Source organism: Rhizorhabdus sp. GW822-FHT03C02 (genome assembly GCF_058801765.1).
In genome coordinates, this window is the sequence record NZ_JBXANN010000009.1 from 55,046 (window position 1) to 78,680 (window position 23,635).

Annotated in this window: 19 protein-coding genes; 9 read left to right on the forward strand and 10 right to left on the reverse strand. The window is 69.5% G+C overall.

The window, feature by feature from the left end:
• Positions 1–168 precede the first annotated feature (168 nt).
• Positions 169–852 (reverse strand): REP-associated tyrosine transposase, encoded by a 684-nt coding sequence (locus AC1RM6_RS20640; RefSeq protein ID WP_493104673.1) that lies wholly within the window; start codon positions 850–852, stop codon positions 169–171.
• Between the two features lie 117 nt (positions 853–969).
• Between AC1RM6_RS20640 and AC1RM6_RS20645 the strand changes: the two genes are divergently transcribed.
• Both AC1RM6_RS20645 and AC1RM6_RS20650 read left to right on the forward strand, forming a co-directional pair.
• Positions 970–1,890 (forward strand): M14 family metallopeptidase, encoded by a 921-nt coding sequence (locus tag AC1RM6_RS20645; RefSeq protein ID WP_493104675.1) that lies wholly within the window; start codon positions 970–972, stop codon positions 1,888–1,890.
• Positions 1,891–1,989: 99 nt separating this feature from the next.
• Complete coding sequence (locus AC1RM6_RS20650; protein ID WP_493104677.1) at positions 1,990–3,006, forward strand: nucleoside hydrolase; 1,017 nt, start codon at positions 1,990–1,992, stop codon at positions 3,004–3,006.
• Here AC1RM6_RS20650 and AC1RM6_RS20655 read toward each other — a convergent pair.
• The 6 genes from AC1RM6_RS20655 to AC1RM6_RS20680 all read right to left on the reverse strand — a co-directional run bounded on the left by AC1RM6_RS20655 (position 2,972) and on the right by AC1RM6_RS20680 (position 11,163).
• Entirely contained in the window at positions 2,972–3,757 is a 786-nt protein-coding gene (locus tag AC1RM6_RS20655; RefSeq protein ID WP_493104678.1) for an SDR family oxidoreductase, read from the reverse strand. The two genes, AC1RM6_RS20650 and AC1RM6_RS20655, sit on opposite strands and share 35 nt — an antisense overlap.
• A gap of 25 nt (positions 3,758–3,782) precedes the next feature.
• On the reverse strand, positions 3,783–4,595 hold the full coding sequence (locus AC1RM6_RS20660) for an NAD(P)-dependent oxidoreductase (RefSeq protein WP_493104680.1): 813 nt from the start codon (positions 4,593–4,595) through the stop codon (positions 3,783–3,785).
• Positions 4,596–4,609: 14 nt separating this feature from the next.
• Positions 4,610–5,368 carry an SDR family NAD(P)-dependent oxidoreductase gene (locus AC1RM6_RS20665; RefSeq protein WP_493104681.1) on the reverse strand — a complete coding sequence of 253 codons (759 nt, stop codon included), beginning with the start codon at positions 5,366–5,368 and terminating at the stop codon, positions 4,610–4,612.
• A complete protein-coding gene (locus AC1RM6_RS20670; RefSeq protein WP_493104683.1) occupies positions 5,368–6,162 on the reverse strand; it encodes a carboxymuconolactone decarboxylase family protein in 795 nt (264 codons plus the stop codon). Before AC1RM6_RS20670 ends, AC1RM6_RS20665 begins: the two co-directional genes overlap by 1 nt.
• Before the next feature lie 3 nt (positions 6,163–6,165).
• On the reverse strand, positions 6,166–7,662 hold the full coding sequence (locus tag AC1RM6_RS20675) for an aldehyde dehydrogenase family protein (RefSeq protein WP_493104686.1): 1,497 nt from the start codon (positions 7,660–7,662) through the stop codon (positions 6,166–6,168).
• Positions 7,663–8,022: 360 nt separating this feature from the next.
• Entirely contained in the window at positions 8,023–11,163 is a 3,141-nt protein-coding gene (locus AC1RM6_RS20680) for a sensor histidine kinase (RefSeq protein WP_493104688.1), read from the reverse strand.
• Positions 11,164–11,357: 194 nt separating this feature from the next.
• Here AC1RM6_RS20680 and AC1RM6_RS20685 point away from each other — a divergent pair, with 194 nt between their 5' ends.
• Together AC1RM6_RS20685 and AC1RM6_RS20690 are read left to right on the forward strand one after the other, a co-directional pair.
• Positions 11,358–13,811: a TonB-dependent receptor gene (locus tag AC1RM6_RS20685; RefSeq protein ID WP_493104690.1), complete on the forward strand. Its 2,454-nt coding sequence runs from the start codon at positions 11,358–11,360 to the stop codon at positions 13,809–13,811.
• A gap of 133 nt (positions 13,812–13,944) precedes the next feature.
• Positions 13,945–15,504, forward strand: coding sequence for a chemotaxis protein CheW (locus AC1RM6_RS20690; RefSeq protein WP_493104692.1), 1,560 nt, complete (start codon positions 13,945–13,947; stop codon positions 15,502–15,504).
• A 20-nt stretch (positions 15,505–15,524) separates the two neighbouring features.
• Here AC1RM6_RS20690 and AC1RM6_RS20695 read toward each other — a convergent pair whose 3' ends face one another.
• Positions 15,525–15,947, reverse strand: coding sequence for a hypothetical protein (locus tag AC1RM6_RS20695; protein ID WP_493104694.1), 423 nt, complete (start codon positions 15,945–15,947; stop codon positions 15,525–15,527).
• A gap of 235 nt (positions 15,948–16,182) precedes the next feature.
• On the opposite strand from AC1RM6_RS20695, the gene AC1RM6_RS20700 reads away from it, so the two are divergent.
• Together AC1RM6_RS20700 and AC1RM6_RS20705 are read left to right on the forward strand one after the other, a co-directional pair.
• Positions 16,183–16,944, forward strand: coding sequence for a dienelactone hydrolase family protein (locus AC1RM6_RS20700; RefSeq protein WP_493104696.1), 762 nt, complete (start codon positions 16,183–16,185; stop codon positions 16,942–16,944).
• A gap of 48 nt (positions 16,945–16,992) precedes the next feature.
• Positions 16,993–17,289, forward strand: coding sequence for a DUF1488 family protein (locus AC1RM6_RS20705; protein ID WP_493104697.1), 297 nt, complete (start codon positions 16,993–16,995; stop codon positions 17,287–17,289).
• Between the two features lie 32 nt (positions 17,290–17,321).
• Here the strand turns inward: AC1RM6_RS20705 and AC1RM6_RS20710 are convergent, their stop codons facing one another.
• Positions 17,322–18,836 carry a hypothetical protein gene (locus tag AC1RM6_RS20710; RefSeq protein ID WP_493104699.1) on the reverse strand — a complete coding sequence of 505 codons (1,515 nt, stop codon included), beginning with the start codon at positions 18,834–18,836 and terminating at the stop codon, positions 17,322–17,324.
• Between the two features lie 252 nt (positions 18,837–19,088).
• On the opposite strand from AC1RM6_RS20710, the gene AC1RM6_RS20715 reads away from it, so the two are divergent.
• Positions 19,089–19,400 carry a PadR family transcriptional regulator gene (locus AC1RM6_RS20715; RefSeq protein WP_493104700.1) on the forward strand — a complete coding sequence of 104 codons (312 nt, stop codon included), beginning with the start codon at positions 19,089–19,091 and terminating at the stop codon, positions 19,398–19,400.
• The gene (locus AC1RM6_RS20720) at positions 19,397–20,608 is read left to right on the forward strand and encodes a hypothetical protein (protein WP_493104702.1); all 1,212 of its coding nucleotides are present in this window, start codon (positions 19,397–19,399) and stop codon (positions 20,606–20,608) included. Before AC1RM6_RS20715 ends, AC1RM6_RS20720 begins: the two co-directional genes overlap by 4 nt.
• Here AC1RM6_RS20720 and AC1RM6_RS20725 read toward each other — a convergent pair.
• Positions 20,579–21,748 (reverse strand): DUF3892 domain-containing protein, encoded by a 1,170-nt coding sequence (locus AC1RM6_RS20725; RefSeq protein WP_493104704.1) that lies wholly within the window; start codon positions 21,746–21,748, stop codon positions 20,579–20,581. The genes AC1RM6_RS20720 and AC1RM6_RS20725 overlap by 30 nt on opposite strands.
• Positions 21,749–22,094: 346 nt before the next feature.
• On the opposite strand from AC1RM6_RS20725, the gene AC1RM6_RS20730 reads away from it, so the two are divergent.
• Positions 22,095–23,582: an eCIS core domain-containing protein gene (locus AC1RM6_RS20730; RefSeq protein WP_493104977.1), complete on the forward strand. Its 1,488-nt coding sequence runs from the start codon at positions 22,095–22,097 to the stop codon at positions 23,580–23,582.
• Positions 23,583–23,635 lie beyond the last annotated feature (53 nt).

Genomic DNA, 23,635 nt, shown 5'->3' on the forward strand with positions numbered 1-23,635 from the left:
AGTTAACCCTATTTCTTGAGGGCTGCGCTCGATGTAAAGGAAAATGCGAACCGCTCCCGTCTTGTAGGAGCACTTTCTAAGGCCGGCTCTGTGCCTTAGCCCGGGATCGCGGTTCAGGACAATGTGATCCTGTTGCACTTAGTTTTGGACTCGGCGTGACCTCGGCCATCAATTCGGTGACAGTGCACTTTTAGCGCCCGCCTTGCGTCCGCGCCTCGCCGGCTTCACCGTGCGGCCGGTCTGCGCCGCGATGCGATCGAGGAACGCGTCGTCGCCGAGCGGGCGGCCGATCGTCTCCGATCGGCGCAGCGCGAGCGAGAGCGCCTCGTCCTCGCCGGCGGCGACCAGCGCGGCGACGTCGGGCACGGTCTGGGCGATCAGCGCGATGTCGGTGACGCCGTCGCTGCGCGCCGGATCGAGATGGGCGTGGAGGCTCGACCAGCGCCAATCCACGGCATGCGCGACCAGCCGCGCGCGCACCGGATTGAGGACGATGTAGCGGATCGCGGCGGCGAGATGGGCCTCGTCCATCGCGACGCAGCCGAAGCGGCCCTGCCAGAAATGGCCGGTGCGGCCTTCGCGGAGGTGGATATGGCCCGCATAGCTGCGATGGACCTTCGACATCGCCGCGCGGATGCCGTCTTCATGCGCGGGCGTCAGGATCAGATGGACATGGTTGGGCATCAGCACCCAGCCGTCGATCGACACCCGGTGATCGGCGCAGTGGCGGGCGAGCAGGTCGAGATAAAGGCGGTAATCGCCGTCGGAGAAGAAGGTCCGCTGGCGGCCGTTGCCGCGCTGGGTGACGTGGTGCGGAACCCCGGGAATGACGATGCGTGCGAGCCGTGCCATGGCCCCTGCATCGCCGCGCGGCGGCGGCATGTCAATAAAGTGCACTGTCACCGAATTGGAGCGACAGCCGAGGTTCGGCTATTGCCTGGGCGGCGGTCGGGTGCGAGATCGTCGAACATGACACAGACCAGCAGCTATCCCGTCGGCAAGCCCGGCAAGGCCTGGGGCGAGGAGGAGCGCGCGCTGTGGCGGGCGCGGCAGATCCGACACCGCCGCTATGACGAGGATGTGGTGCCGCGGATCGCGGCGCTGGCCGATCGCTACGAGCAGGTCGCCTATGGCCGGATCGACTATGCCGGCGAAAGCTACACGCTGCTGGCCTTGCGCGACCCGGTCTTCGACCCGGCGCTGCCGACCGCTTTGGTGACCGGCGGGGTGCACGGCTACGAGACCAGCGGGGTGCTGGGGGCGCTGGGCTTCCTCGAAACGCGGGCGGCGGCCTATGCGGGCAGGGTCAACCTGCTGGTGGCGCCCTGTGTGAGCCCATGGGCCTATGAGCGGGTTAATCGCTGGAACCATGACGCGATCGACCCCAACCGCAATTTCCGCGCCGATGGTCCGGCGCGCGAAGCGGTCGCGCTGATCGAACTCGTCGCCGGGGTGCAGGAGGATTTCCTGCTGCACATCGATCTGCACGAGACCACCGACAGCGACGAGCAGGAGTTCGGCCCCGCCTTGGCGGCCCGCGACGGCAAGACCCATGAACCCGGCGACATTCCCGACGGCTTCTATCTGGTCGACGACCGCGCGAACCCGCAGCCGGCCTTCCAGCAGGCGATCATCGCCGCGGTCGAGCGGGTCACCCACATCGCGCCGCCGGACAGCCATGGCGAGATCATCGGATCGCCGGTCATCGCTCATGGCGTGATCGCCTATCCGCTGGCGCGCCTGGGGCTCGCCGCCTCGATCACCGGCGCGCGCTACACGACGACGACCGAGGTCTATCCCGACAGCGCACGCACCACCCCCGAAGACTGTATCCGGGCCCAGGTGATGGCGGTCTGCGCAGCGCTGGACCATGCGCTGGCGCATCGGTGAGGTTGGGCCATAGCAAGAGGCTATGGCGTTCCTCCTATTCATTATTCGACAGGCCCGGCCGGACCGCCGACAAGGTCGGCCGGGACGAGGGAGCGGATGATGGACAAGGTTTCGCGGCGAGGCTTTTGCGCCCGACTGGGGATGGCGGCGGCCTATGCGCTGACCCGGCCCGGCCTCGCGGCCGCGGCCGATCCCGTCGCGCAGGCGCCGTTCGCCCGGGTGATCGTCGACAATGATTTCGCCGGCGATCCCGACGGGCTGGTGGCGCTGGCCCACCAATTGCTGTCGCCGACGACGCGGACGGTGCTGGTGACCGCATCGGCGCTCGATGCCGGGCTCGCGAAGATGGTCGGGAAGATCGCGCCGGGGCGGACCGCGGCGGCGGGGGCCGATCTTGCCCGCGAGCTCGTGGCGATGGCAGGGCATGTCACGGCGCCATCTCAGGCTCCGGTCATCGTCGCCGGCGCCGAGGATTTCGATGCCGTGTCCGCGTCCGCCGCGGCCCGGGCGATCGTCGCCGAGGCCCGTCGCGCCGACCCGTTGCCGCTGTTCGTGACCTGCGGGGGGCCGCTGACGAATATTGCCGCGGCGCTGCGGCTCGATCCATCGATCGCCGGCAGGATGACCCTCGTCTGGATCGGCGGCACCGCTTATCCCGATGGCGGACAGGAATATAATCTGTCCACCGATCTCGCCGCGGCGGGTCATGTGATCGAGGAAAGCCGACTGCCGATCTGGCAGGTTCCCCGCGAAGCCTATGCGCGCATGCGCATTGCGCGAGCCGAGTTCGCCGACATCGCGGGCGCGTCGCCGCTGGCCGACTGGCTGTTGCGCAGGCTGGTCGATATCCCGCCCTTCGTCAGGCCGAGCGGGATGTGGACGTTCGGAGACAGCCCGATGGTCGGCCTGACGGCGATCTCCGAAGATTGCGGCCTTCACCAGAACCGGCCCGCCCGCCGAATATTGTCCGACGCCCGCTATGGCGCCGAGATCGGCGGCCGGTCGATCCGGGTCTACAGCGATATCGATGCGCGGCTGGTCACGGCGCATTTTCGCGCCATGTTCCGCCGCGCCGATCGGATCAGGGGCGCAGCACCCAGCCGCCGTCGACGTTGATCGTCTGGCCGGTGATCCAGGCGCCGGCTTCGGAGCAGAGCAGCAGCAGCGTGCCGACGAGTTCGTCGGGCTGGCCGCCGGCGCGGGTGCAGACGCTCATCGCGAGGAACTGCGCGAACGGCGATCCTTCGGGGGCGAGCGCGGCGCCGGCTTCGCTGCGGACATTGCCCGGCGCGATCGCGTTGGCGGTGATGTTCTCCTTGCCGAGCTGCTTGGCCATGGTGGTGGTCAGGCCGGTCAGCGCGAGCTTGCTCACGCCGTAGAGCGACACCGCCGGAAAGGCGCCGCCCGACACCTGGTTGACGATTCGGCCGCCGCCGCGCGACCGCATCGACGGCAGCACCGCCTGGGTGCAGTTGAGCGCGCCGGTGAGGTTGACCGCGAGCAGCTTGTTCCAGGTGTCGATCGCGACGTCGGCGACCTGCAGCGACCCCAGTTCGAGCATAAGCGCGGCATTGTTCACGAGGATGTCGATCCCGCCGAACGCGTCCTCGGCGGCCTTGGCCATCGCCGCGACCTGTTCGACATTCGTGATGTCGACGCCGACCGCGATCGCCTTGCCGCCCGCCGCGACGATCTCGTCCGCCACCGCTTGCGCGCCGTCGGCATTGAGATCGGCGACCACCACCGCGGCGCCCGCCGCGGCGAGGCCCTTGGCATAAGCGGCGCCGATGCTGTTGCCGCGTCCGCCCGCGCCGGTGACGATCGCCACCTTGCCGTCCACGCGAAACTGGTCCGTCGAAAATGTCATCATGCTGCTCCTGGAAGAGGGGAAATCAGGCCGAGGGCGTGGCGCCGGCGGCGACGAGCGCGAGGAACGGGGCGGCGGTGTCGCGCAGCACGGCATAGGCCGGATCGTCGCCCATCACCGCGCCGAGCAGCCGCACATCCTTGGTCAGCAGCGCGCCGCCATGGGCGAAGACCCCGGGGGACGGCAGCCGCGCGGCGATCTCGAAACCGAAGCTGCGCCCGCTGCTCGCCTTGACCAGTTCGGCGAGCGCCGCCCGGCTCATGCCGATGGCGTCGGCCGCGAGCAGCGCATTGTGCGCCAGCGCCATGTTCGCCGCCATCAGCGTGTTGTTGATCAGCTTGGCATTCTGCCCCGCGCCGACCGGGCCGAGATGGACGACCAGCCCGGCAAAGGCCGCGAGAAACGGCTTCACCGCCGCGACGCTGTCGGCATCGCCGCCGAGCATGACCGTCAGCGTGCCCGCCGCCGCGCCGCCGCCACCGCCGCTGACCGGCGCATCGACGAGGTGGAGCCCCGTCGCTTCGGCCCGGTCGGCCAGCGCGATGCAGGTCGCCGGATTGATCGTCGAGTGGATGACGACGATCCCGCCGGGCGCCATGCCGGCGAACAGATCGGCGCACACCGCCTCGACCCCGGCATCGTCGACCACGCAGACCGCGACGATCCCGCATTGCGCGCCGAGTTCGGCGACACTGTCGGCATAGGTCGCCGCGGTGTGCCGATAGGGATCGAGGCTTTCGGGGCGGCGCGCCCACAGCACCACGTCATGCCCCGCGGCGATGAGCCGTTCGGCCATCGGGCCGCCCTGGCTGCCGAGGCCGATAAAACCGATCTTCATGACAAACCCCTTCGTCAGCCGGCGGTGATGCCGCGATCGATGTTGATGCACGCGCCGTGGAAGCCCTGGGCGGCCGGCGAGGCGAGGAAGGCGATGACATCGGCCACCTCCGTCACCTCGACCAGGCCGCGCAAGCCGGAGAAGCGCGCGATCAGCGACCGGTCGAGATCGGGCGGGAAGCTGATCCCCGAGGCGATGTTGGTCATCATCCCGCCCGGCGCCACCGCGTTGATGCGGATCGGCTTGTGCGAATATTCCATCGCCAGCGCCTTGGTCATCTGGGTCAGCCCGGCCTTGCTCGCGCAATAGGCCGCGACATAGGCCTCGCCGACGAAGGCGGCCGACGAGGTGACGTTGACGATCGCGCCATCGGCCTCGAGCAGATGCGGGATCGCCGCCTGCGACAGGAAGAAGGGCGCGTTGAGGTTGACCGCGATCGTCAGCATATAGTCGGCGACCGACATGTCGGGGGTGTGGCTGAACTTGATGACCCCCGCGACGTTGCACAGGGCGTCGAGCCGTCCGAAACGCGCCACCGCCGCCTGCACCGCCGGGGCGCAATTCGCCTGTTGCGACAGGTCGGCCGCGTGGATGTGCGCCGTCCGCCCGAGATCGCGGATGCTCTGCGCGGTCTCGTCGAGTCCGCCCGCGTTGACGTCGACGATCGCGACATCGGCGCCGGCCTGCGCGAGCGCGATCGCGGTGGCGCGGCCGAGGCCCGATGCCGCGCCGGTCACCAGCGCCACTTTGCCGCTCATATCCGAAGCGCGCATCATTTGTCCCCTTTCACGCCGAATTCGCGCCCTTCGGCGACGTTCCTGCCCTGTTCGATGACCGCGCCCTGCGCGACCGAGGCCTTCGGCCAGCCGGCGTGGATCGCATATTGCAGCACGAATTCGAACATCTCGGCCTGGGTGGCGTTGCCGCTCTTCATCGCCGCGTAGACATGGCTGTGGATCGGGGTATAGGCGGCGCTGTCGCAGACCCCGACCACGGTGATGAAGCGCCGCGCGCGTTCGTCGAGACCGGGCCGCCGCCACATCTCGCCGAACACGAAGCCGTTGATGCCGGCCTCGAAATAGGCGGTCTGGGCGGAGGGACCGCCGAAGGTCATGACGTCGCGGAAATTGCGGATGCCGTCGGCCATACGCTGGTCATGCTCCCATGGTTCGGCGCGGATCGGCGGGAAATCGGCGGGGGCGAGCCCGAGTTCGCCGGCGGCCGCGGTGACCGCCGCATCCCACCGGCCGCCGGTGCTCCAGCCGCAATAGACCGCGGCGTGCAGCGCGCCCTCGCGCAGTTCGGCGAGCGTCAGATGGCCGCCCGCGAGCGCGCCGCGCGCATAGCGGGGCGCCATCGCCAGGTCGCCGGTGTTGCACGCGCTCGCCATCGCGATCAGGTAGCGCGACCGCAGGTCGAGCGCCGGCCGGGTCCACACTTCGGCGAACACGAAATCGCGGTAGCTCGCCTCGAACGGGGTGGCGGGATCGGCCGCGGGGGCGGCCAGCCGTTCGGATTGGGCGGCGACGCCGCGGGCGGTGCGTTCGGCGGGATCGAGCAGGGCCATCGCTCAGGCCCCCGTTGCAGCAGGCTGGAACCGGTTGAGGTTGATCAGCACATTCTTGATGCGCAGGAATTCCTTGATCCCGGCCTCGCCGCCGAGCCGCCCATAGCCGCTCTGCTTGACCCCGCCGAACGGCACGCAGGCGGTCATCGCCTCGCCCGAGGCGTTGACCTGGACCTGGCCGGCATCGACCTGTGCCGCCACGCTGTGCGCGCGGGCGAGATTCTGGGTGTGGATATAGCAGCCGAGGCCGTATTCGGTGCCGTTGGCCAGCGCGATCGCCTCTTCCTCGCTGTCGAACGGGGTGACCGCCAGCACCGGGCCGAACACCTCGTGCTGGGCGATCTCGCTGTCGTTGGGGACGTCGGAGACGATGGTCAGCGGCAGATAATAGCCGCCCGCGAAATCGCCGCCCATCCGCTCGCCGCCGGCGACGATGTTGCCGCCCTGGGCCCGGGCGGTGTCGACCATGCCGAGGATCCGGTCGAGCGCGCCCTGCGAGATGACCGGGCCGAGCACGGTCGCCTTGTCGAACGGGTCACCGCTCTTCACCGCGGCGGCCATCGCCTTGAGCGTCGCGAGATAGCGGTCGTAGATGCCGCGCTGGACGAGCAGCCGGGTGCCGTTGACGCAGCCCTGGCCGTTGGCGCTGATCCCGCCCGACATGCCGCGCTTGGCGGCGTCCATCAGGTCGGCATCGTCGAACACGATCACCGCCGACTTGCCGCCGAGTTCGAGCCCGCAGGGCTTGAGCGTCTCCGCGGCGGTGCGCAGCACCCGCTTGGCGGTGGCGCCGCTGCCGACGAACTGGATCTTGTCGATGCCGGGATGCGCCACCATCGCCTCGCCGACATCGGCGCCGCCGGCGACGATGTTGACCACACCCGCCGGGAAGCCCGCCTCGAGGATGATCTCGCCCAGCTTCATCACCGACCAGGGCGCCAGCTCGGGGGCCTTGACGACGACGCAGTTGCCGGCCGCCAGTGCGGGGGCGATCACCATCGTCGTGGCGAACAGCGGCCCGTTCCACGGGATGATCGCGCCGACCACGCCATAGGGTTCGTAGGTGACATAGTCATGGGCGGGGCCGCTCCAGGTCGGCACCACCAGCCCGTGCAGCTTGTCGGCCCAGCCGCCGCAATAGCGGAATTTCTGCGCGGCATCGAGCGCCACATAGGGGGCGACCATCGCGATCGAGCCATTCTCGATGGTCGAAAGCTGCGCCAGCTCGCCCATATGCTGTTCGCACAGCGCCGCGAGCTTGAACATCAGGTCGCGGCGCTTGTCGCCGGGCAGCGCCCGCCACGCCGGAAAGGCGGCGCGGGCGGCCTGGACCGCCTCGTCGACGTCGGCGGCGTTGCCGAGCACGATCTCGCGGGTGACGCGGCCGGTGCCGGGATAGATATGCGCATGGGCGGCGCCGCTGCCCTGTTCGGCCTTGCGGTCGCCGATGATCAGGCTGTGGCGCGGCAGAATGGCGATGTCCGGATGTGTGAAGCTCATGCGCTCTCTCTCCCACCGTCCATCGGGAATCGCGAACGGTCTTATCAAATGGCACCGGACAAATATATGCGTCTAAATCGGAGATCAAGCGCGGATTCGTGCGATCATGATGCGATGAACGTTATTTATAGGCATATGGAGCGGCGATGGCCGGCGCCTTGCCGACTGCGCGACGCCGCCATCGCCGGACCGGGACGCCATGATATGGCCGTCATGCCGACAGGGTGACTTAATTCGGTGACAGTGCACTTTTAGCAGCCGCGCGCCGAAACGGCGTGCACGGTTGATCGAGCGTTCCGCGCGCGGCTCGCTAAAAGTGCACTGTCACCGAATTAGGGCTGTCACCGAATTAGGACGTGGTCAGGCGTCGTGGGGGGCGGTGGGGCGGAACAGGCGAAGGCGGGGCTTGCGCGGCCGGCGGCGGGTGTAGGCGGTGGCGGCGGGGATGGCGAGTTCGATCGCGGTGCCCTGGGGGGATCGGCGGGAGAAGCTGATCCGCGCGTCGATCCGGCGGGCGCGCTCGCGCATGCCGACCAGGCCGAAATGGCCCTCGCGGCGGCCCGCCGCGAGGATGTCGGGGTCGATGCCGATGCCGTCGTCGTGGATGAGGATGCGCAGCGTCTTGCGGGCGAAGAGGATGACGATCTCGACATAGGTGGCGCGGGCGTGGCGGAAGGCGTTGAGCACCGCCTCGTTGGCGATCCGGACGATTTCGTCGGTGGTGACCGGATCGAGCGCGACCGGCGTGCCCTTTTCGGTCACGCGGAAATCGACCTGGCCGGCGGGCGCGATCGTTGCCGGCAGGTCGCGCAGGGTCTGGGCGAGATCGACCGCGGATTCGAAGGTCCGCAGGTCGCGGACCCGGTTGCGGCCTTCGATCAGCACCGCGTCGCCGCGGTCCATCGCCCTTTCGAGCAGGGCGCGCGCCGGCTGGTCGGCGGGGATGGTGTCGGCGACCGCCTGGAACCGCAGCATCAGCCCCTGGAACCCCTGGAGCAGCGTGTCGTGGAGTTCGCGGGCGATCCGTTCGCGTTCGGCCAGCCGCGCCTCGATCCGCGACCGCAGCCGCATCGAGATCTGCGCCAGCCGCACCGAATAGGCCAGCCACAGCAGGAAGGCGGCGGCCAGCACGCACAGCAGCTTGAACAGGCTCGACTGGACGAAGGTCGGGGCGATGTCGAACGCCAGCGCCGCGCCCCTTGTGTTCCAGACGCCGTCGCTGTTCGCGGCGATCACCCGGAAGACATAATGGCTGGGGCCGAGCCGGGTGTAGAAGGCCTGCCGGCGATTGCCGGCATCGACCCAGTCGGCATCGATGCCGTCGAGCCGGTAGCGGAAGCGCACCCGTTCGGGGATCGACAGGCTGAGCGCGGTATAGTCGATTTCGACATTGGAGGTGCCGGCGGCGAGCCGGAGATCGGGCCGCGACGCGAAGCGCCGCTCGTCGGCGGTCAGCGTGTCGATCACGACATTGGGGGCGAGCGGATTATGGTGGAGATTGTTCGGATCGATCCACACCAGGCCGTTGCCGGTCGTGAACCAGACCCGGCCATTGGCGTCGGCGGCGGTGCTGCTGCCATAGACCGCGCCATAAGGCGCGCCCGGCAGGCCATCGCGCGAGTCGAGCAGTTCGTAGCGCAGCGCGGAGGGGTTCGACGTCAGCAGCGCGGTTTCGAGCGAGCGGGTGTTCGCGCGCAGGATCCCGGCCTGGGTGAAGATCCAGCTGCTGCCGTCGGCGGTGTTGGCGATGCCGGTCACCCCCGACAGCGCCGGGATGGTCGAGGCGCGCAGCGCGTGGAAGCGGTCGCCGTCGAGCATGCCGATGCCGTTTTCGCCGCCGATGATCAGGCCGCGCCCTTGCGGCTTGATGAAGGTGACGTCGCCGATGTCGAGGCCGTTGCGCGAGAAATCGCGGGTGCGGCCGCCGGCGACGCGGAACAGGCCGCCGCCCGAATAGCGCAGCCACATGCTGCCGTCGGCATCGGGGATCAGCACCGCGGTGGCCCCGGCCGGCGAGCGGATGGCGACGCCGTGCCAGACGCCGTCGACCCTGCGGAACACGCCATGGACGAAGGTCGATATCCACAGCGTCCCGCCATCGTCATAGGCGGCCGAATAGACCGCCGGGCCCGCCACCCCCGGCGGCAATGCCACCGGCGCGCCGAGCGTGCGGCCCTGCAGCGGCTGGACGCCTTGCGGGGTGATCAGCCAGGTCGTGCGGCCGCGGTCGCCGGTGAACATGCCGCGCAGCCGGCCGACATTGGCGACATAGGTTTCGGGGGCCTGCCCCGGCAGGATGCGATAGAGCGTCTGGGTGCCGTCATTGGCGCGGCTCGCGGTGCCCGACCAGCCGGTATAGGCGTAGAGCGCGTTCGCGGCGGCATTGACGAAGCGCGCCCGGAACCCCGCGGGGACGCCGGTCTCGGTGACGATGTTGGCGGGCCGGAAGCGATCGAGGCCGAGGCTGGTGCCGATCCAGATATTGCCCTCGCGGTCCTCGAACAGCGTGTGGACGAGGTCCGAGGACAGGCCGTTGGTTGCGATCGAGGGGCCGTGGCTGTCGGCGCCCCTGTCCGCGATGGTGGTGCCGGCGACGGTGCGCACCCGCTGGAGGCCGCCGCCGCCGACGCTGGTGCACCACAAGGTGCCGTTGCGGTCGAGCAGGATCGGCCCTTCGATCGCCTTCGGGACGGTCAGGCCGGCAGGTCCGGTCGGGCCGGCCGGTCCGGCAGGAGGGCGGGGCCGTCCGATCGCCGACAGGTCGGGCATCGGATAGAGATGGTCGCTACGCGCGTCGGCGGTCCAGAGCCGCCCGTCGGGGGTGGTGGTGAACCCCTCGGGGCCGCCGGCATAGTCGGGCGCGCGCGCGAAGGCCGATGCGCCGGGCCTGAGATAGAAGAGGCCGGTCGGGTTCTTCGACCAGACCACCCCGTCGCGGGCGACCCCGAACGACCAGACCCCGCCATTGCCTTCGCTGAACGAGAAGCCGAAATCGCCCTTGAGCGCCCGCCAACTCTTGCCGTCGAAGCGCAGGATCGAATCCGGGGTCGATGCCCAGACCGTCCCGTCGGGCCCGATCGCGAAGGCGTGGACGCTGGTCGAGTTGCGCGAAGCGATCCGGTAGTTGGTCACCACCCCGCCGCGCAGATAGGAGATCACCCCGACCGGGCGTTCATAACCGATCCACAGCCCGCCCGATGCGGTGGCGGCGAGCGCGTGGATGCTGGTGCTCGGCAGGCGATCGGCGGCGATCCGCTGCACCCGCACCCCGTCGAACCGGTAGAGGCCGTTGACCGAGCCGAGCCACAGATAGCCGTCGGGGGTCTGGGCGATCGCCCAGATATTGGCGGGCATCTCGTCGGCGATCGTCCACGACGTGTGATGGAACTGAGCGATGCTGCGGGTCGGATCGAGCGCGCGGCCGGGGGCGGGCAGCAGCAGCCCCGCCAGGCAGGCGATCGCCAGCAATATATGCGCGAGGCGCGCGACGATTCCGCGCAAAGGCCTGTCCTGCCGCATATGGCGCGGCCCGATGAGGGAACCGTTTCTGCCCAGCAACAACCCCCTCCTTCCACCGCGGCGCAGCATAGGCCGCGAACCCTGCAAGGGGAAGCTGGCCAAGCGCCCGCTTTGATGTAGAGCTTGTCGGCGGGGCACAGGACAGGGTTCGAGACGGGGTGGCGGGCAGGTCGGCTTTGAAGCGCGGGGGGCGTGCGGACGGGGCGTGCGCGATCGGCCGGATCGCCCGGGCCGGCGCGGTCGCGGCGTCGCTGCTGGCGCATCCCGGGCTGTGTCAGGCGGTCGCCGCGCCCGCCGGATCCGCCGCCGATGACGAGACCGGTTCCGGCGAGATATTGGTCACCGCCAACAAGCGCGTCGAGCGCGCGCAGGACGTGCCGTCATCCTTGTGGGTGGCGACCGCGCGGCAGATCGACCGGGCGCAGATCCGCGATTTCGACGATCTCGCGCGGGTCGATCCCGCGCTGACGATCACCAAGACCACCCAGCCCGGCAACAACAGCATCAATATTCGCGGGATCGGCACCTATGCCTTTTCGATCGCCACCCGGCCGAGCGTGTCGGTGGTGGTCGACGACGTGCCGCAGGCGTTCCAGGCGCAGGCGTTCAGGGAACTCGCCGATGTCGCCTCGATCGAAATCTATCGCGGGCCGCAGAGCACCTTGTTCGGGACATCGGCGACCGCGGGCGTCGTCAGCATCAGGACCGCGCCGCCGACCGCGACGCCGACCGCGGGCGGGCGGGTCGGCCTGACCAGCGACGGCGAACGGCGCGCCAGCGGCTTCGTGTCGGGGCCGCTGGCGCCCGGTCTGCTGGTGCGGCTGGCGGCGAGCGCCAACCGCTATCGCGGCGGGCTCTATAATGTCCATGATGGGCGCTGGGTGAACGGGCAGTCGGGGGTCGACCTGCGCGCCAAGCTGCTGTGGAACGCGACCGACGATCTGACGATCACCGCCGCGCCCTATTTCGACAAGGCGCGGTCGACCTGCTGCGCCACGGCCTATTATGCGGTGAGCCCGGGGGTGAGCTTCGGCAGCTTCGGCGGCATCCGCGCACCGCAGGGCGCGATCCTCGACGGGATCGTGCCCGGCCGCGACAACCGGCGGATCTCGGCGGATGTCGACCCGAAGGGCGATGCGACCGAGGGCGGCGCCAGCCTGCGCGCCGAGTGGCGGATCGGCGACCACAGGCTGACCGCGATCGGCTTTCATGGCCGCTACCGGCTGCGCGACCTGCAGGACACCGACGGCACCGCGTTCGACTGGAGCGCGGCCGTCCCCGGCGCGCCGCGCGGCGGATCGGCCAATGGCGGATGGTTCGGGATCCGCTCGACCAGCCAGGAGCTGCGGCTGACATCGCCCGACAGCGGCCGCTTCCACTATGTCGCGGGGCTGTTCTACACCCATGTCCGCGCGCGGCGGTCGTTCGTGCGCGGATCGAACCTGTTGGGCCCGTTCGGGGCATCGGCGATCGTGCCGCCGACGACCTCGGCCTTTTCGAACTATTTCGCCGAGGCCCGCGACACCAACTATGCGGTCTATGGCCAGTCGAGCTGGGAGGTCGCCCCGCGGTTCAGCCTGTCGACCGGGTTGCGGCTCAATCGCGACGCGATCGGCTATGGCCTGGTCGACCGGTCGAGCGGGGTGCGTTACGGCATGCCGCGCTGTTCGACCGCGACCCCGAGCGGGCTGACGGTGTCGACCTGCGACACGCTCGATGCGCTGTCGGGCCGCGCGGCGCTGCAATATCGCCCCGATCCGCGGGTGATGGTCTTCGCCAGCTATGATCGCGGCTACAAGGGCGCCGCCTATGACCTGACCAGCACCTACACCACCCGCACCCCGGTGGCGCAGCCCGGGCCCTATCAGGGGCTGCCCGTCGCCGATGCGGTGGCGGCCCGCCAGCCGATCCGTCCGGAGACGGTCGATGCCTTTCAGATCGGGGTGAAGACGCGGCCGTTCGCGTGGCTGACCTGGAACCTCACCGTCTACCAGGAGGTGTTCCACGATTTCCAGGCGCAGAGCCGCGACGAGCTCACCCGGCAGAATATCCTCAACAGCATCCGCCGGGTGACGTCGCGGGGCGTCGAGCTGGAGCTCGCCGCCGAGATGGCGCCGCGTCTGTCGCTGAGCGCCTATGGCAGCTACAACGACGCGCGCATCCGGACCTTCCCCAATGCGACCTGCTATTCGAACCAGACGGTCGCGCTGGGCTGCATCGGCGGGCAGCAGGATTTGTCGGGCAAGCGGCTTCCCAACGCGCCGCGATGGAAGGCGAGCGTCAGCGGCCAGCATGACGAGCCGATCGGGCGCGATCTCGACCTCGTCTTCACCCTGAACTGGTCGTGGCAGTCGCGGATCGTCGAAAATCTGCTGCAGGATCCGGACTCGGTCCAGGGCGCCTACGGCATCCTCAACCTGGGGGTCGAGCTCAAGCGGGGGGCCACGCGCTTCCGGCTCAGCTGCGCCAATCTGCTCGACAAGAGCTTCGCGCTCAACCGCGGGCGCGACGGCAACTGGAACATCAACCCCTATGGCGCGCTTCCCGGGCCGATCAGCGACGCGATCAAATGGACCCCGGCCCGCGACAGCCGCCGCTATGTCCGCGCGGAGTTCAGCATCGGCTATTGAAGGGCCGCTAAAAGTGCACTGTCACCGAATTGCGCCGCTAATTCGGTGACAGTGCACTTTTAGCGGCCGAATTAAAGCGGGCGCCGGAGGCGCGGCAGTTGCCCGGCGCCCGCGGCCGGGGCATGGTCGGCGCATGGCTTTCGAGCATGGCATTTCCTCCGACGCCGAACCTGGGGTGGTCCGGCTGCCCGAGCGGCTGGACACGCTGGCGGCGTTGCGGCTGGCGGCGGAGCTGCGCGGGCTGATCGGTCATGCGCCGCGGCCGGTGCTCGATGCGTTCGCGGTCGACCATATCGGGCTGGCCGGGGTGCAGCTGCTGTGCGCGCTGCGCGAGGCGGCCGATCTGCGGTTCCCGACGGTGGCGGTGATGGCGGCGATCCGCGCCGCGGGGCTGGGCGCGGCGCTGCTCGACGATCCCGACCGGCCGCGCCCGGCGGGGCGGACCGCGACGCTCGCCTTCGCCGACGCCGCGCTCGATTATGGCGGCGAGCCGATCGAGGCGCTGGCCGCGCTCCACGCCGCCGGGATCGACATCCGCGCCGACATTCCCGCCGACCTCGGCATCGAGGCGCTCGCCGAGGCCGATCATCTGCGGCTCCATTTCCGCATCGTCGTGCCGCCGCCGGTCGAGACCGTGACGGTCGAGGCGATCCTCGAGCCGTTCGACCCTCACGCCCGGATCGAATGGGGCGGCAGCGCGATGCCCGTGCCGATCGAGACCGCCCCGCCGCCGGTCGCCGGACCGGTCGCCGGGCCGGCGCTGCCGCCGGGGAGCGTGCCGATCGCGCAGGCCAAGCTCGACGCGCTGGCGTCGCAGGTCGCCGACCTCGCGCTCAGCCAGTCGCTGCTGCTCGAACGGCTGGGGTCGCAGTCGCGGCTGTCGCTCGAGATCGCCGAGGTCGACCGGTCGATGCGCGCGCTGCAGGGCAGCCTGATGGCGATCGGCACCGCGCCGCTCGGCGCGCTGCTCCACGATCTGCGCGGGGCGGGCAATGTCGAGCTGACCGGCGGCGACACCGAGGTCGACCGCGCGGTGTTCGAGCGGATCGCGCCGGCGCTCGCCGATGTGCTCGATGCGATCGGTGAAGGGACGGGCGGCGGCGGCGAGCCGGTCGCGCTGGCGGCGGTGCAGGATGGCGGGCTGCTGGTGCTGCGTTTCGACATCCCGGCCGATCGCCAGGCGATGCTGGCGCCACTGCGCGACATCGCGCGCGCGGTCGGCGGCCGCTTCGAGCGGACGAAGGATGGCGGTGCGGCGGAATTGCGGCTGCCGCGATCGCTGATGCTGCTCGACGCGATCATCGTCGACGTCGGCGCGTCCAACTATGCGATCCCGGTCGACCATATGGTCGAGGGGCTGCGGCCGACCGCCGACGTGCTCCACCGGCTCGATCCCGAGCACCTGCTGCTGCGGTTTCGCGGAAATTATGTGCCGGTGGTGCCGCTGGGCGAGTGGTTCGGGCTCGACGAATGGCAGCGCGACCCGCTGCAGGCGGTGATCGTCATCACCCATGCCGGCGACGGCATCATCGCGCTGATGGCCGACACGATCAGCGACCAGCGCCAGGTTATGGTCAAGCCGCTCGGCGGGGTGGCGCCGCCGGCGGGGATCGCGAGCGCGGCGATCGTCGGCGGCAGCCGGATCGCGCTGACCCTCGACCTGCTCGCGTTCGAGGCGAAGCGCGACGGGTAGCCACCCTCACCGATCGATCGTCATTCGGCAGGCTGGAGCCGCTGGCGGCGGGCCTTGCGGCCGCCCTCGTCGAGGGTTTCTTCCTGTCCGGCCGCCTCGGACAGATAGGGGAGGAGCCGTTCGGCCTCACCCATGAAGAGGTTCATGCGGCCTCTGCCCGCCGGGTCGATCGCGCCCGGCATGGCGACCTTGCGTTCGAGCAGGATGGTGATCGACCGGCGTTCGCGATCGGGCTGGCGCCGGTAGAAATGGAGCAGGTCGATCAGCGGACCGCGCACCCGCCGGTGCGGCGCCAGCAGGACGCCGATCACGTCCGGCACGGCGTAGGTCGGGGGCAGGGTGTCGACCGCTTCATCGCTTCGTTCGTCGATCATCTCGACCTCCCCCGGCAGGGAACGCGCCTGATCCTGGTGACCTGAGCCCTTCGCGCCGGCGATCGTCACGCTATGCCTCCGTCCACCGTTCGAACGTGGCCGGAAGATTACCGATCGGTCATGTTGAACGAAGGTGATCCATTGTGGATCATTTTAGCCCGCTCGAGCGAAGCGATGGGGGACCGCGCCGCGGGTATCGCGGTCATGGTCCTTTTCCTGTGCGCGGTCGCACCGAACCGGGATAATGGGGAAGAGATCCACGCCCGTGAATCGCCTGCTGCGCCCTCCCGTTCCGGACCCGACCATGCCGCACGAAAAACTGACGATCGTAACCGCCGACGGCGATTGCCCGGCCTTTGTCTTCACGCCTGAATGCAGCGGGGGCGAAGGCGGCGGGGGCGGGCCGGCGATCATCTTCTACATGGATGCGGGCGGGATCAGGCCGGCGGTGCTCGCCATGGCGCAGCGGCTGGCCGATGCCGGCTATGTCGTGCTGCTGCCCGACCTCTTCTATCGCTATGGCGCTTATGGTCCGTTCGATCCCAAGGCGGTGTTCGCGGGCGATGTCCGGGCGATCCTGGGGCCGCTGATCGCGACCACCGGCAACGCCAAGGCGGCCGAGGACAGCGGGGCGTTCCTGGCCTGGCTCGACACGCGCGACGATGTCGTCGGGCACAAGGTCGGCGCGGTCGGGTTCTGCATGGGCGGGGCGATGGCGATCGTCGCGGCGGGGACCTATCCCGATCGCTTCGCCGCGGTGGCGAGCTTCCATGGCGGGCGGCTCGCGACCGATGCCGCCGACAGCCCGCATCTCCAGGCGCCGCGGCTGGCGGCCGAACTCTATATCGCGGTCGCCGACCGCGACGACAGCTACCCGCCCGAAATGGCGGCGCGGTTCGAAGGCGCGCTGGCGGCGGCCGGGGTGACCTATGGGGCCGAGACCTATGACGGGGCGGCGCATGGCTGGATGAAACCCGATTTCCCGGTCCATGATCCGGCCGCGGCGGAGCGCGGCTGGGCGGCGATGCTGGCGCTGTTCGATCGGACGCTGCGCCGCGGCGGCTAAAAGTGCACTGTCACCGAATTAGAGTGGCGCGAAATTGAAGGACGGGCGATGGCGAAGGTGAAGGCGAGCGTGCGGTTCGAGAAGGGCGACGCTTATTGGGTCGCCGAGCGCGGGAGCGTGGGCTTCATGGGGGCGACCGATTTCGGGCCGGTCGAGTTCCTGATCACCAGCGAGGCGCTGGCCTGGCTGATCGATCCCGATCTCGACGGGATCGATCATGAGACCGCGATCGAGGCATTTTTCGAACATGAAGGCGCGATCCACCGCATCGCCCGGCGCGAATTCGTGGCCCGGCTGGGTGGCGAGCCGCCGATCCTGCTGACGGTCGCCGATATCGAGGCGTAGCGGCGCGATCGGCCGCCGGACCGGAGAAGCGCTCAGCGGAACGCGACCCCGAGCAGCGCGAGGCCGAGCCGGCGACGGTCGGCATTGGCCGGGTCATGGTCGCACGGGCGCCAGGCGCCGCGGCAGACGAGCCAGATCTGGACCGGGCCCGCGCGCGTCGGCGGGCTGATGTCGAAGCTGAAGACGACCGGCCGTCCCGGCGGCACATAGCCCGTGGTGATCGGTTTGCCGTCGATCCAGATGGCGAGCTTCTGCGGCGCCACGGCGGGCGAGAAGGACCGCAGCTCGAGGGTGCAGCCGAGCGCCGCGGTGCGCCCGGCGGGCCAGGCGACGCTGAAGACCGCGAACGGCCCGCTCCACACCCCCCAGGGTTCGGCCGGGTACCAGCCATAAGCGAGCCCGGCCGCGCAGGCGGCGTCCGCGGCGGGCAGGCGGCCGGACAGGCCGCGATCGAGGCGCAGCGCCGGCAGCGGATCGGCGGCGCGGGCGGCCGCGCCGCGCGCCCAGTCGACCCCGAGCAACGGCGCGATCACCGGCCCGTCGGGCAGGCCATGGCGGTCGGGCAGGTCGAACCCGGCGATCCGGGCGATGCGGCGGGCGAGCGCGGGGACGAGCGCGGCGGCGGGCAGCATCGGCCGGGTGCGGGGCGGCCGCGGATCGAGCCGCACCGTCTCGACGCCGAAAAATCCGGCCTCGACGAGCAGCGACGACGAGATCGCCGCGAGCGTGGCGATCCGGCCCGATGCCAGCAGCCGGTAGCTGTTGGCGGCGGTGATCCGCAGCCCCGGGATCGCGCAGAGCGCCCCGATCCCGGCGATCTCGCCGATCCCGTGCGGATGCGGGGCGAGCAGCACCAGCGGATGGCGTGCGGCGAGCGCGGCGATCGCCGGGCCATGGTCGGCTAGGCTGACGAAGCGGCCGCCGTCGATCAGCACCCGGTCGTGCGCGGTCTGCGCGGCGACCAGCGCCGTTCCGGCGGGCAGGCCGGCGATCTCGGCGGCGAGCGATCCCATCCGCGCGCGCAGCGTTTCGAGCTGCGCCGAGATCGCGTCGCGCGCGATCGCGGCATCGGCGATCAGGGCGGCGAGTTCGGGGTCGGAACTGTCGAGCATCAGCAGCAGATCGTCGAGGAAGCGGATCGGCGCGAGTTCGATGTCGATCACCGCGCGCGCGGTCGCGCCGATCGCCGCGCGCAGATTGGCGGGCAGTTCGAAGGCGAAGACGACCCGGTCGCGCACCGCCGCCCCGATCCGCGCGTCGAGATCGGGGTCGAGCGGGGCGAGGAAGCGCGCGCGCCACCAGTCGTGGAGCGCGGCCGCGCCCGCCGGCCCGAAATTGCCGGGGTGCAGCCCGAGTGCGGCATGATCGAGTGCGCCGATGCGGATCGCCGGATTGCCGGCGAAGACCCGCGCGAGCAGCGCGCGGACCCAGCGGATATTGTCCTGCTGGTGCCATTGCCATTGCCCCGGCACGCGGCCTTCGGTCAGGCGGAACAGGTCCGCGGCGACGAGGATCGGGCAGTCGCCGGGCGGTGCGGGCGCGGTCATCGCGGACCGGTCCGATCCGCCCTCATGTCCGCCGCCATCGTCCCGCCTCGTCCGTTCCGATCACCGGTGCGATGGTTGCAGCCCGGCGCGCGACAGGCAAGCTGCCTATACGCGATCTCGAAGATGCTGACGCATCCTCGATCGATTTGCTCAAGCGCCGCACGGGCTGATACCGGATCCGGATGAGTCAAGCTCATCAGGATCCGGTATTAGCCGCTTGACATTTAATCTACCTATGTAGATTTATTGGCCATGCCCAGACTGCGCGCGCTTTCGCCCCATGCCCGAACCATCCTGACCGTGCTGCTCGAGGCGGGCGGCGAATGGTGCCATGGCTATGATCTCGCGCGGCGCGCGGATGTGAAGTCGGGGACGCTCTATCCGCTGCTGATCCGGCTGGAGGGGCTCGGCTTCCTCGAGGCCGAGTGGCAGCCGCCCGCCGAGGGCGGCCGGCCGCCGCGCCATGCCTATCGGCTGACCGCGCGCGGGGTGCAACTCGCCCGCGACAATCCCGTCGAAACGGTGGGGCGCGCGGCCGGCGCGGCGATCGGAGCGGCCTCATGAGCGGGGGATGGCGGCGGCGTCTCGCGGTGCGGTCGTGCCGGCTGCTGCGGCGGCTGCTGCCGGCGCATCTCGCCGCCTGGGGCCAGGCGATCGAGCATGAACTGGCCGGCATCGCCGACGATGGTGAGGCGCTGCGCTTCGCCCTGAGCAGCCTGGGCGGGCTCGGCCCGCGCGCGCTCGTCTTTCACCTGGTTCGGCCGCTCGCGCTGCTGCTCGATGGCGAACCCGCAACATCCGGAGACAGGACCGACATGGATCTTCACGTGCAACCGACCGTCCGTCCGCGCGCGGTGGGGCTGGCCTGCGCGATCGGCGCGAGCGGTCTCGGGATCGCCTATCTGGCGGCGGCCGGCGCGCCGCCGCGCTATCTGGCGATTCAGGCCGGGGCGCTGGCGATCGGCGTGGCGATGCTGGTGGTCGCGGTGCTGGCGGCACCAGTGTTCCGGGGGCGGCCGGGTGCCGGCACGCTGGCGATGGCGGCGGCGCTGCTTGCGACCGCGCTGGCGGGGGCGTCGATCGAAGGGGCGGCGCGCTGGGTGCGGCTGGGGGCGCTGTTCGTCCAGCCGAGCCTGATCCTGCTGCCGGCGATGATCGTCGGCTTCGCCCGCGCGCGCAGCCGCTGGTCGACCGTCGGCCTGCTGATCGCGGCGCTGGCGCTGGCGATCCAGCCCGACCGGGCGATGGCGGCGATGCTCGCGGCGGGACTGGCGGCGCTGGCGCTGATCCGGCCCGACCGGCGGGTGACGATCGCGCTGGCGGGGGCCGTGGCCGGCTTCGCGGTGACGCTGGTGCGCGCCGATACGCTGCCGGCGGTGCCCTTCGTCGACCGGATCCTTTACACCTCGTTCGCGATCCATCCGCTGGTCGGGCTGGCGGTGCTGGCCGGTGCGGTGCTGCTGGTGGTTCCGGCGGTGGCGGGGTGGCGCCATGACCGCGGGCATCGCCCGGTCCATGCGGTGTTCGGGATCGTCTGGCTCAGCGCGGTGGTCGCGGCGGCGCTCGGCAATTATCCGACCCCGTTGGTCGGCTATGGCGGCAGCGCGGTGATCGGCTATCTGCTGAGCCTCGCGCTGCTGCCGGCGCGGGCGCGCGGCGCGGCCGGTGCGGTGCGGCCAACGATCGATGCGCCGGCTCCGGAACGCCTGCACCAGAGCCGGAATAGGCATAATGTCCCCGCGTTAGACGTCGTCCTCATGCCGCAGCCATAGCTGGCAGAGCGGCAGCGAGGTCAGATTGTCGGCCTTGCTGCCGTCGGCGACGGTCTTGAGGTAGAGGTGGCCGACATTGAGCTCGTCGGTGGCGATGACATCGGCCTGCGATCCGTCGGCGCCGACCGTGAAGAAGCTGTGGGTGCCCGCGACGATCAGGTCGCACGCCGAACCGCGGTCGAGCAGCCAGGGCGAACCGTCGGGCAACTGGCCGCCGACCTGCGAGATATAGCGGCCCATCTGGTGGCTGACCCCCTGGTGGATGCCGGTGATCTGCCAGCGGCCCGGCGGCACCCCCTTGGGAATGTCGGTCCAGGTCACGCGCACCTCGCGCCAGGCCGAGCCGTGGAGATTATAGGCATAGGAGGCGCCGGGCACCTCGTCGGGGGCCGCGATCATCTCGAGGATCTTGATCGGCTGGAGGCCGCTCTGCTCGGGATTGGCGCTGGTCCGGTCGAAATCGGCCTGGGTGAAGCTGGCCGAATAGGTGCCCTGGAAATCGTCGCGGTCGATGCCGCTGGCGATCACCCCGCCGAGGCCGAGCGACTGGAACAGCGCGTAGAAGGTCACCGCCTTGGTGAGCTGGGTGAGATTGTCCTTATAGGGCTTCATCCGGGTGGCGAGCACCGCGGCGAGCGCGTCCTGCTCGCTGGCGCCGCCGTCGATCAGCGGCTTCATCTCGGCGGCGACCCCGAGCAGGTTGATGCTGTCGATGAACGCCTGGAGCTGTTTCTGGACGAAACCGATCAGCGCCTGGTGGCCGGCCTCCATATCCTCGTTCGGGGTCAGATTCTCCTCGAGCAGGATCGCGATCACGCCGATGCTGCCGGGCACCTCGATGACGCTGCCGGTCGCCGGGTTGGTGATAAGGATCGGTTCGAGCGAGGTGGTCCAGCGCCCGACCGCGTTCGGGATGCGGATGGTGCCGCCGGTGCCGACCCCGTCGCCGAGATTGCCCTGGCTGCCGGGGCTGAGGAAATAGACCGGGCCGCCACGCAGCGCGGTGCCGTCCTGGTGGATGCCCGATCCGTCGATCTTGTACATGATCGTCCAGAGATAGGGCTCGCTGGCGCCGTCGCTGTCGCCGCCATGATAGCAGAACAGCGTCGAGAGCGCGATCGTCACATTATGGGCCGTCATGATATACCTCGTTCCGGTTCGCCCCCGCCGTGCCTTTGAGCATTGGCGGAAATCCGCGGCTGTGCGCTCCGTCACGCGGCGATGCGATTTGTCGCGCCGACGGCGGCGGCCCGCTGACCCCGTGATGGCCCCTAGGTTGCACCGCGCGGGCGAGATGATAGCCTCACGGCCATAGCGGCGGATTCGGTCCGCGCTGCGCTCGAGGAGAGGCATGGTGGGCACCGTGTTTTCGCAAGCCGAACCGAAACCGCGTGCGGCGATCGCGGCCGCGCCCGTGCAAGCATCGCCGACATCGCCGATCGCCGGCCAGCTTCGCGGTTCGCCCGCGGTCCAGCGGCTCGCCAGGATGGCGGATACGCTCAACGCGGGCGCCGCGCCGATCGTCCAGCGCGCGCCGACGGGCCGCCCGGGCGGCTTGCCCGAGGGGCTCAGGGCCGGGATCGAGCACCTGTCGGGCATGGCGATGGACGATGTCCGGGTGCACCGCAATTCGCCCCGGCCGGCGCAGATGCAGGCGCATGCCTATGCGCAGGGCCGCGACATCCATCTCGCCCCCGGCCAGGAACGGCATCTGCCGCACGAGGCCTGGCATGTCGTGCAGCAGGCGCAGGGCCGGGTGCGGCCGACGACGCAGCTCAAGACCGGGATCGCGGTCAACGACGACACCGGCCTCGAGCGCGAGGCCGACCATATGGGGGCGCGCGCGCTGACGGGCATATCGTCGCTGGCGGAGGCGACGCCCGACGGTCATCCCCATCAGCGCGCGGCGATCGTCCAGCGCGTCGATTATCCCCCGGACAGCACCGGGACCATCAATAAGGATTCCTACGTTGGCGAAGAACAGGTCAACGGCGCCATGCTGCAATATGCGATCCTGTCGGCCGCTATCGCTGTGGATAACAGCCTGCCACAAAGCGCGGGCGGATTTCGGCTGGGCTCCTATGTGCTGGACTCGCACGGCGCACTGACCCCCAAGCCGGGCGCCGAGAAAGGCGGCGAGCATGAGGAAGAGCATGGCATGGCCTATTTCCCGAAGGACCGGCGTGGCGAGCTTCCGGAGGGGGATATAGAGAAGCTGATCAAGGTCACATTGGTGGATTCAGGTCAGTGGGACTATCTGCTGAAACCGGCGAACGCGAGCATCTTCACCGAACATCAGGTCATCATCGACGTCGATTGCCAGTTCAACCGGACCGGCGCCGTTGGATTTCACAAGGATAGCCGCGGCACCACAGCCTTCGTGAACCTCACCTTCCACAACGACGAAGAAATGACCGGTACCGAATATTATGAGGATATCGTCGGCGATCATGGCCAGGAAAAGCGGCTGCCGGCCGAAGTCAGGAGCGACATCGCGGCACGACGCAACGCCAAGAAGATTAGCCTCAAGAAGATAAAGGGCGGCAAGCTTCCGGCTTATGGCCGGATCAGCTTTTCAGATCCCAATCTATATCATTCCTCGCCGTTGATGGGGAATCGCTATAAATCGGGCGGTGATCCAACCCACTGGGCGGGGGCATCGGAAGATACGATGATCGCCTTCATCCGCCAGAATGACGCCACCCACTCGGTGGACGAGTGGAAGGGCTTCGGCGAGGACGCCATCCGCGAACATTACAGCTATTATATGAGCGCGCTCTATCATGGCCATGGTCTCGAAAGTAATTCCGAGGCGACCACCACGCCGCAACAGATGTCGGAAGATGCCGCCAAGCGCGTCCGGCGGATGAGCATCGATCTCAACGATGACGACCAGCGAAGGCAGGACGTCAAGGCCGAGTCCGGCAAGCCGCGCACCTTCATCCGGACTTGGGTTCGTTTCGTGGAGAAATAGCGTTCCGGCGAGATCGTTCAAGTCCGCGTGACAATCGGCACGGGTCCGTCCTA

Coding starts and splice junctions, on each gene's coding strand:
- AC1RM6_RS20725 (WP_493104704.1), bottom strand. CDS start 21,748: ATGACGGCCCATAATGTGACGATCGCGCTCTCGACGCTGTTCTGCTAT.
- AC1RM6_RS20650 (WP_493104677.1), top strand. CDS start 1,990: ATGGACAAGGTTTCGCGGCGAGGCTTTTGCGCCCGACTGGGGATGGCG.
- AC1RM6_RS20705 (WP_493104697.1), top strand. CDS start 16,993: ATGGCGAAGGTGAAGGCGAGCGTGCGGTTCGAGAAGGGCGACGCTTAT.
- AC1RM6_RS20710 (WP_493104699.1), bottom strand. CDS start 18,836: ATGACCGCGCCCGCACCGCCCGGCGACTGCCCGATCCTCGTCGCCGCG.
- AC1RM6_RS20715 (WP_493104700.1), top strand. CDS start 19,089: ATGCCCAGACTGCGCGCGCTTTCGCCCCATGCCCGAACCATCCTGACC.
- AC1RM6_RS20700 (WP_493104696.1), top strand. CDS start 16,183: ATGCCGCACGAAAAACTGACGATCGTAACCGCCGACGGCGATTGCCCG.
- AC1RM6_RS20720 (WP_493104702.1), top strand. CDS start 19,397: ATGAGCGGGGGATGGCGGCGGCGTCTCGCGGTGCGGTCGTGCCGGCTG.
- AC1RM6_RS20640 (WP_493104673.1), bottom strand. CDS start 852: ATGGCACGGCTCGCACGCATCGTCATTCCCGGGGTTCCGCACCACGTC.
- AC1RM6_RS20665 (WP_493104681.1), bottom strand. CDS start 5,368: ATGCGCGCTTCGGATATGAGCGGCAAAGTGGCGCTGGTGACCGGCGCG.
- AC1RM6_RS20645 (WP_493104675.1), top strand. CDS start 970: ATGACACAGACCAGCAGCTATCCCGTCGGCAAGCCCGGCAAGGCCTGG.
- AC1RM6_RS20690 (WP_493104692.1), top strand. CDS start 13,945: ATGGCTTTCGAGCATGGCATTTCCTCCGACGCCGAACCTGGGGTGGTC.
- AC1RM6_RS20670 (WP_493104683.1), bottom strand. CDS start 6,162: ATGGCCCTGCTCGATCCCGCCGAACGCACCGCCCGCGGCGTCGCCGCC.
- AC1RM6_RS20730 (WP_493104977.1), top strand. CDS start 22,095: ATGGCGGATACGCTCAACGCGGGCGCCGCGCCGATCGTCCAGCGCGCG.
- AC1RM6_RS20655 (WP_493104678.1), bottom strand. CDS start 3,757: ATGACATTTTCGACGGACCAGTTTCGCGTGGACGGCAAGGTGGCGATC.
- AC1RM6_RS20675 (WP_493104686.1), bottom strand. CDS start 7,662: ATGAGCTTCACACATCCGGACATCGCCATTCTGCCGCGCCACAGCCTG.
- AC1RM6_RS20660 (WP_493104680.1), bottom strand. CDS start 4,595: ATGAAGATCGGTTTTATCGGCCTCGGCAGCCAGGGCGGCCCGATGGCC.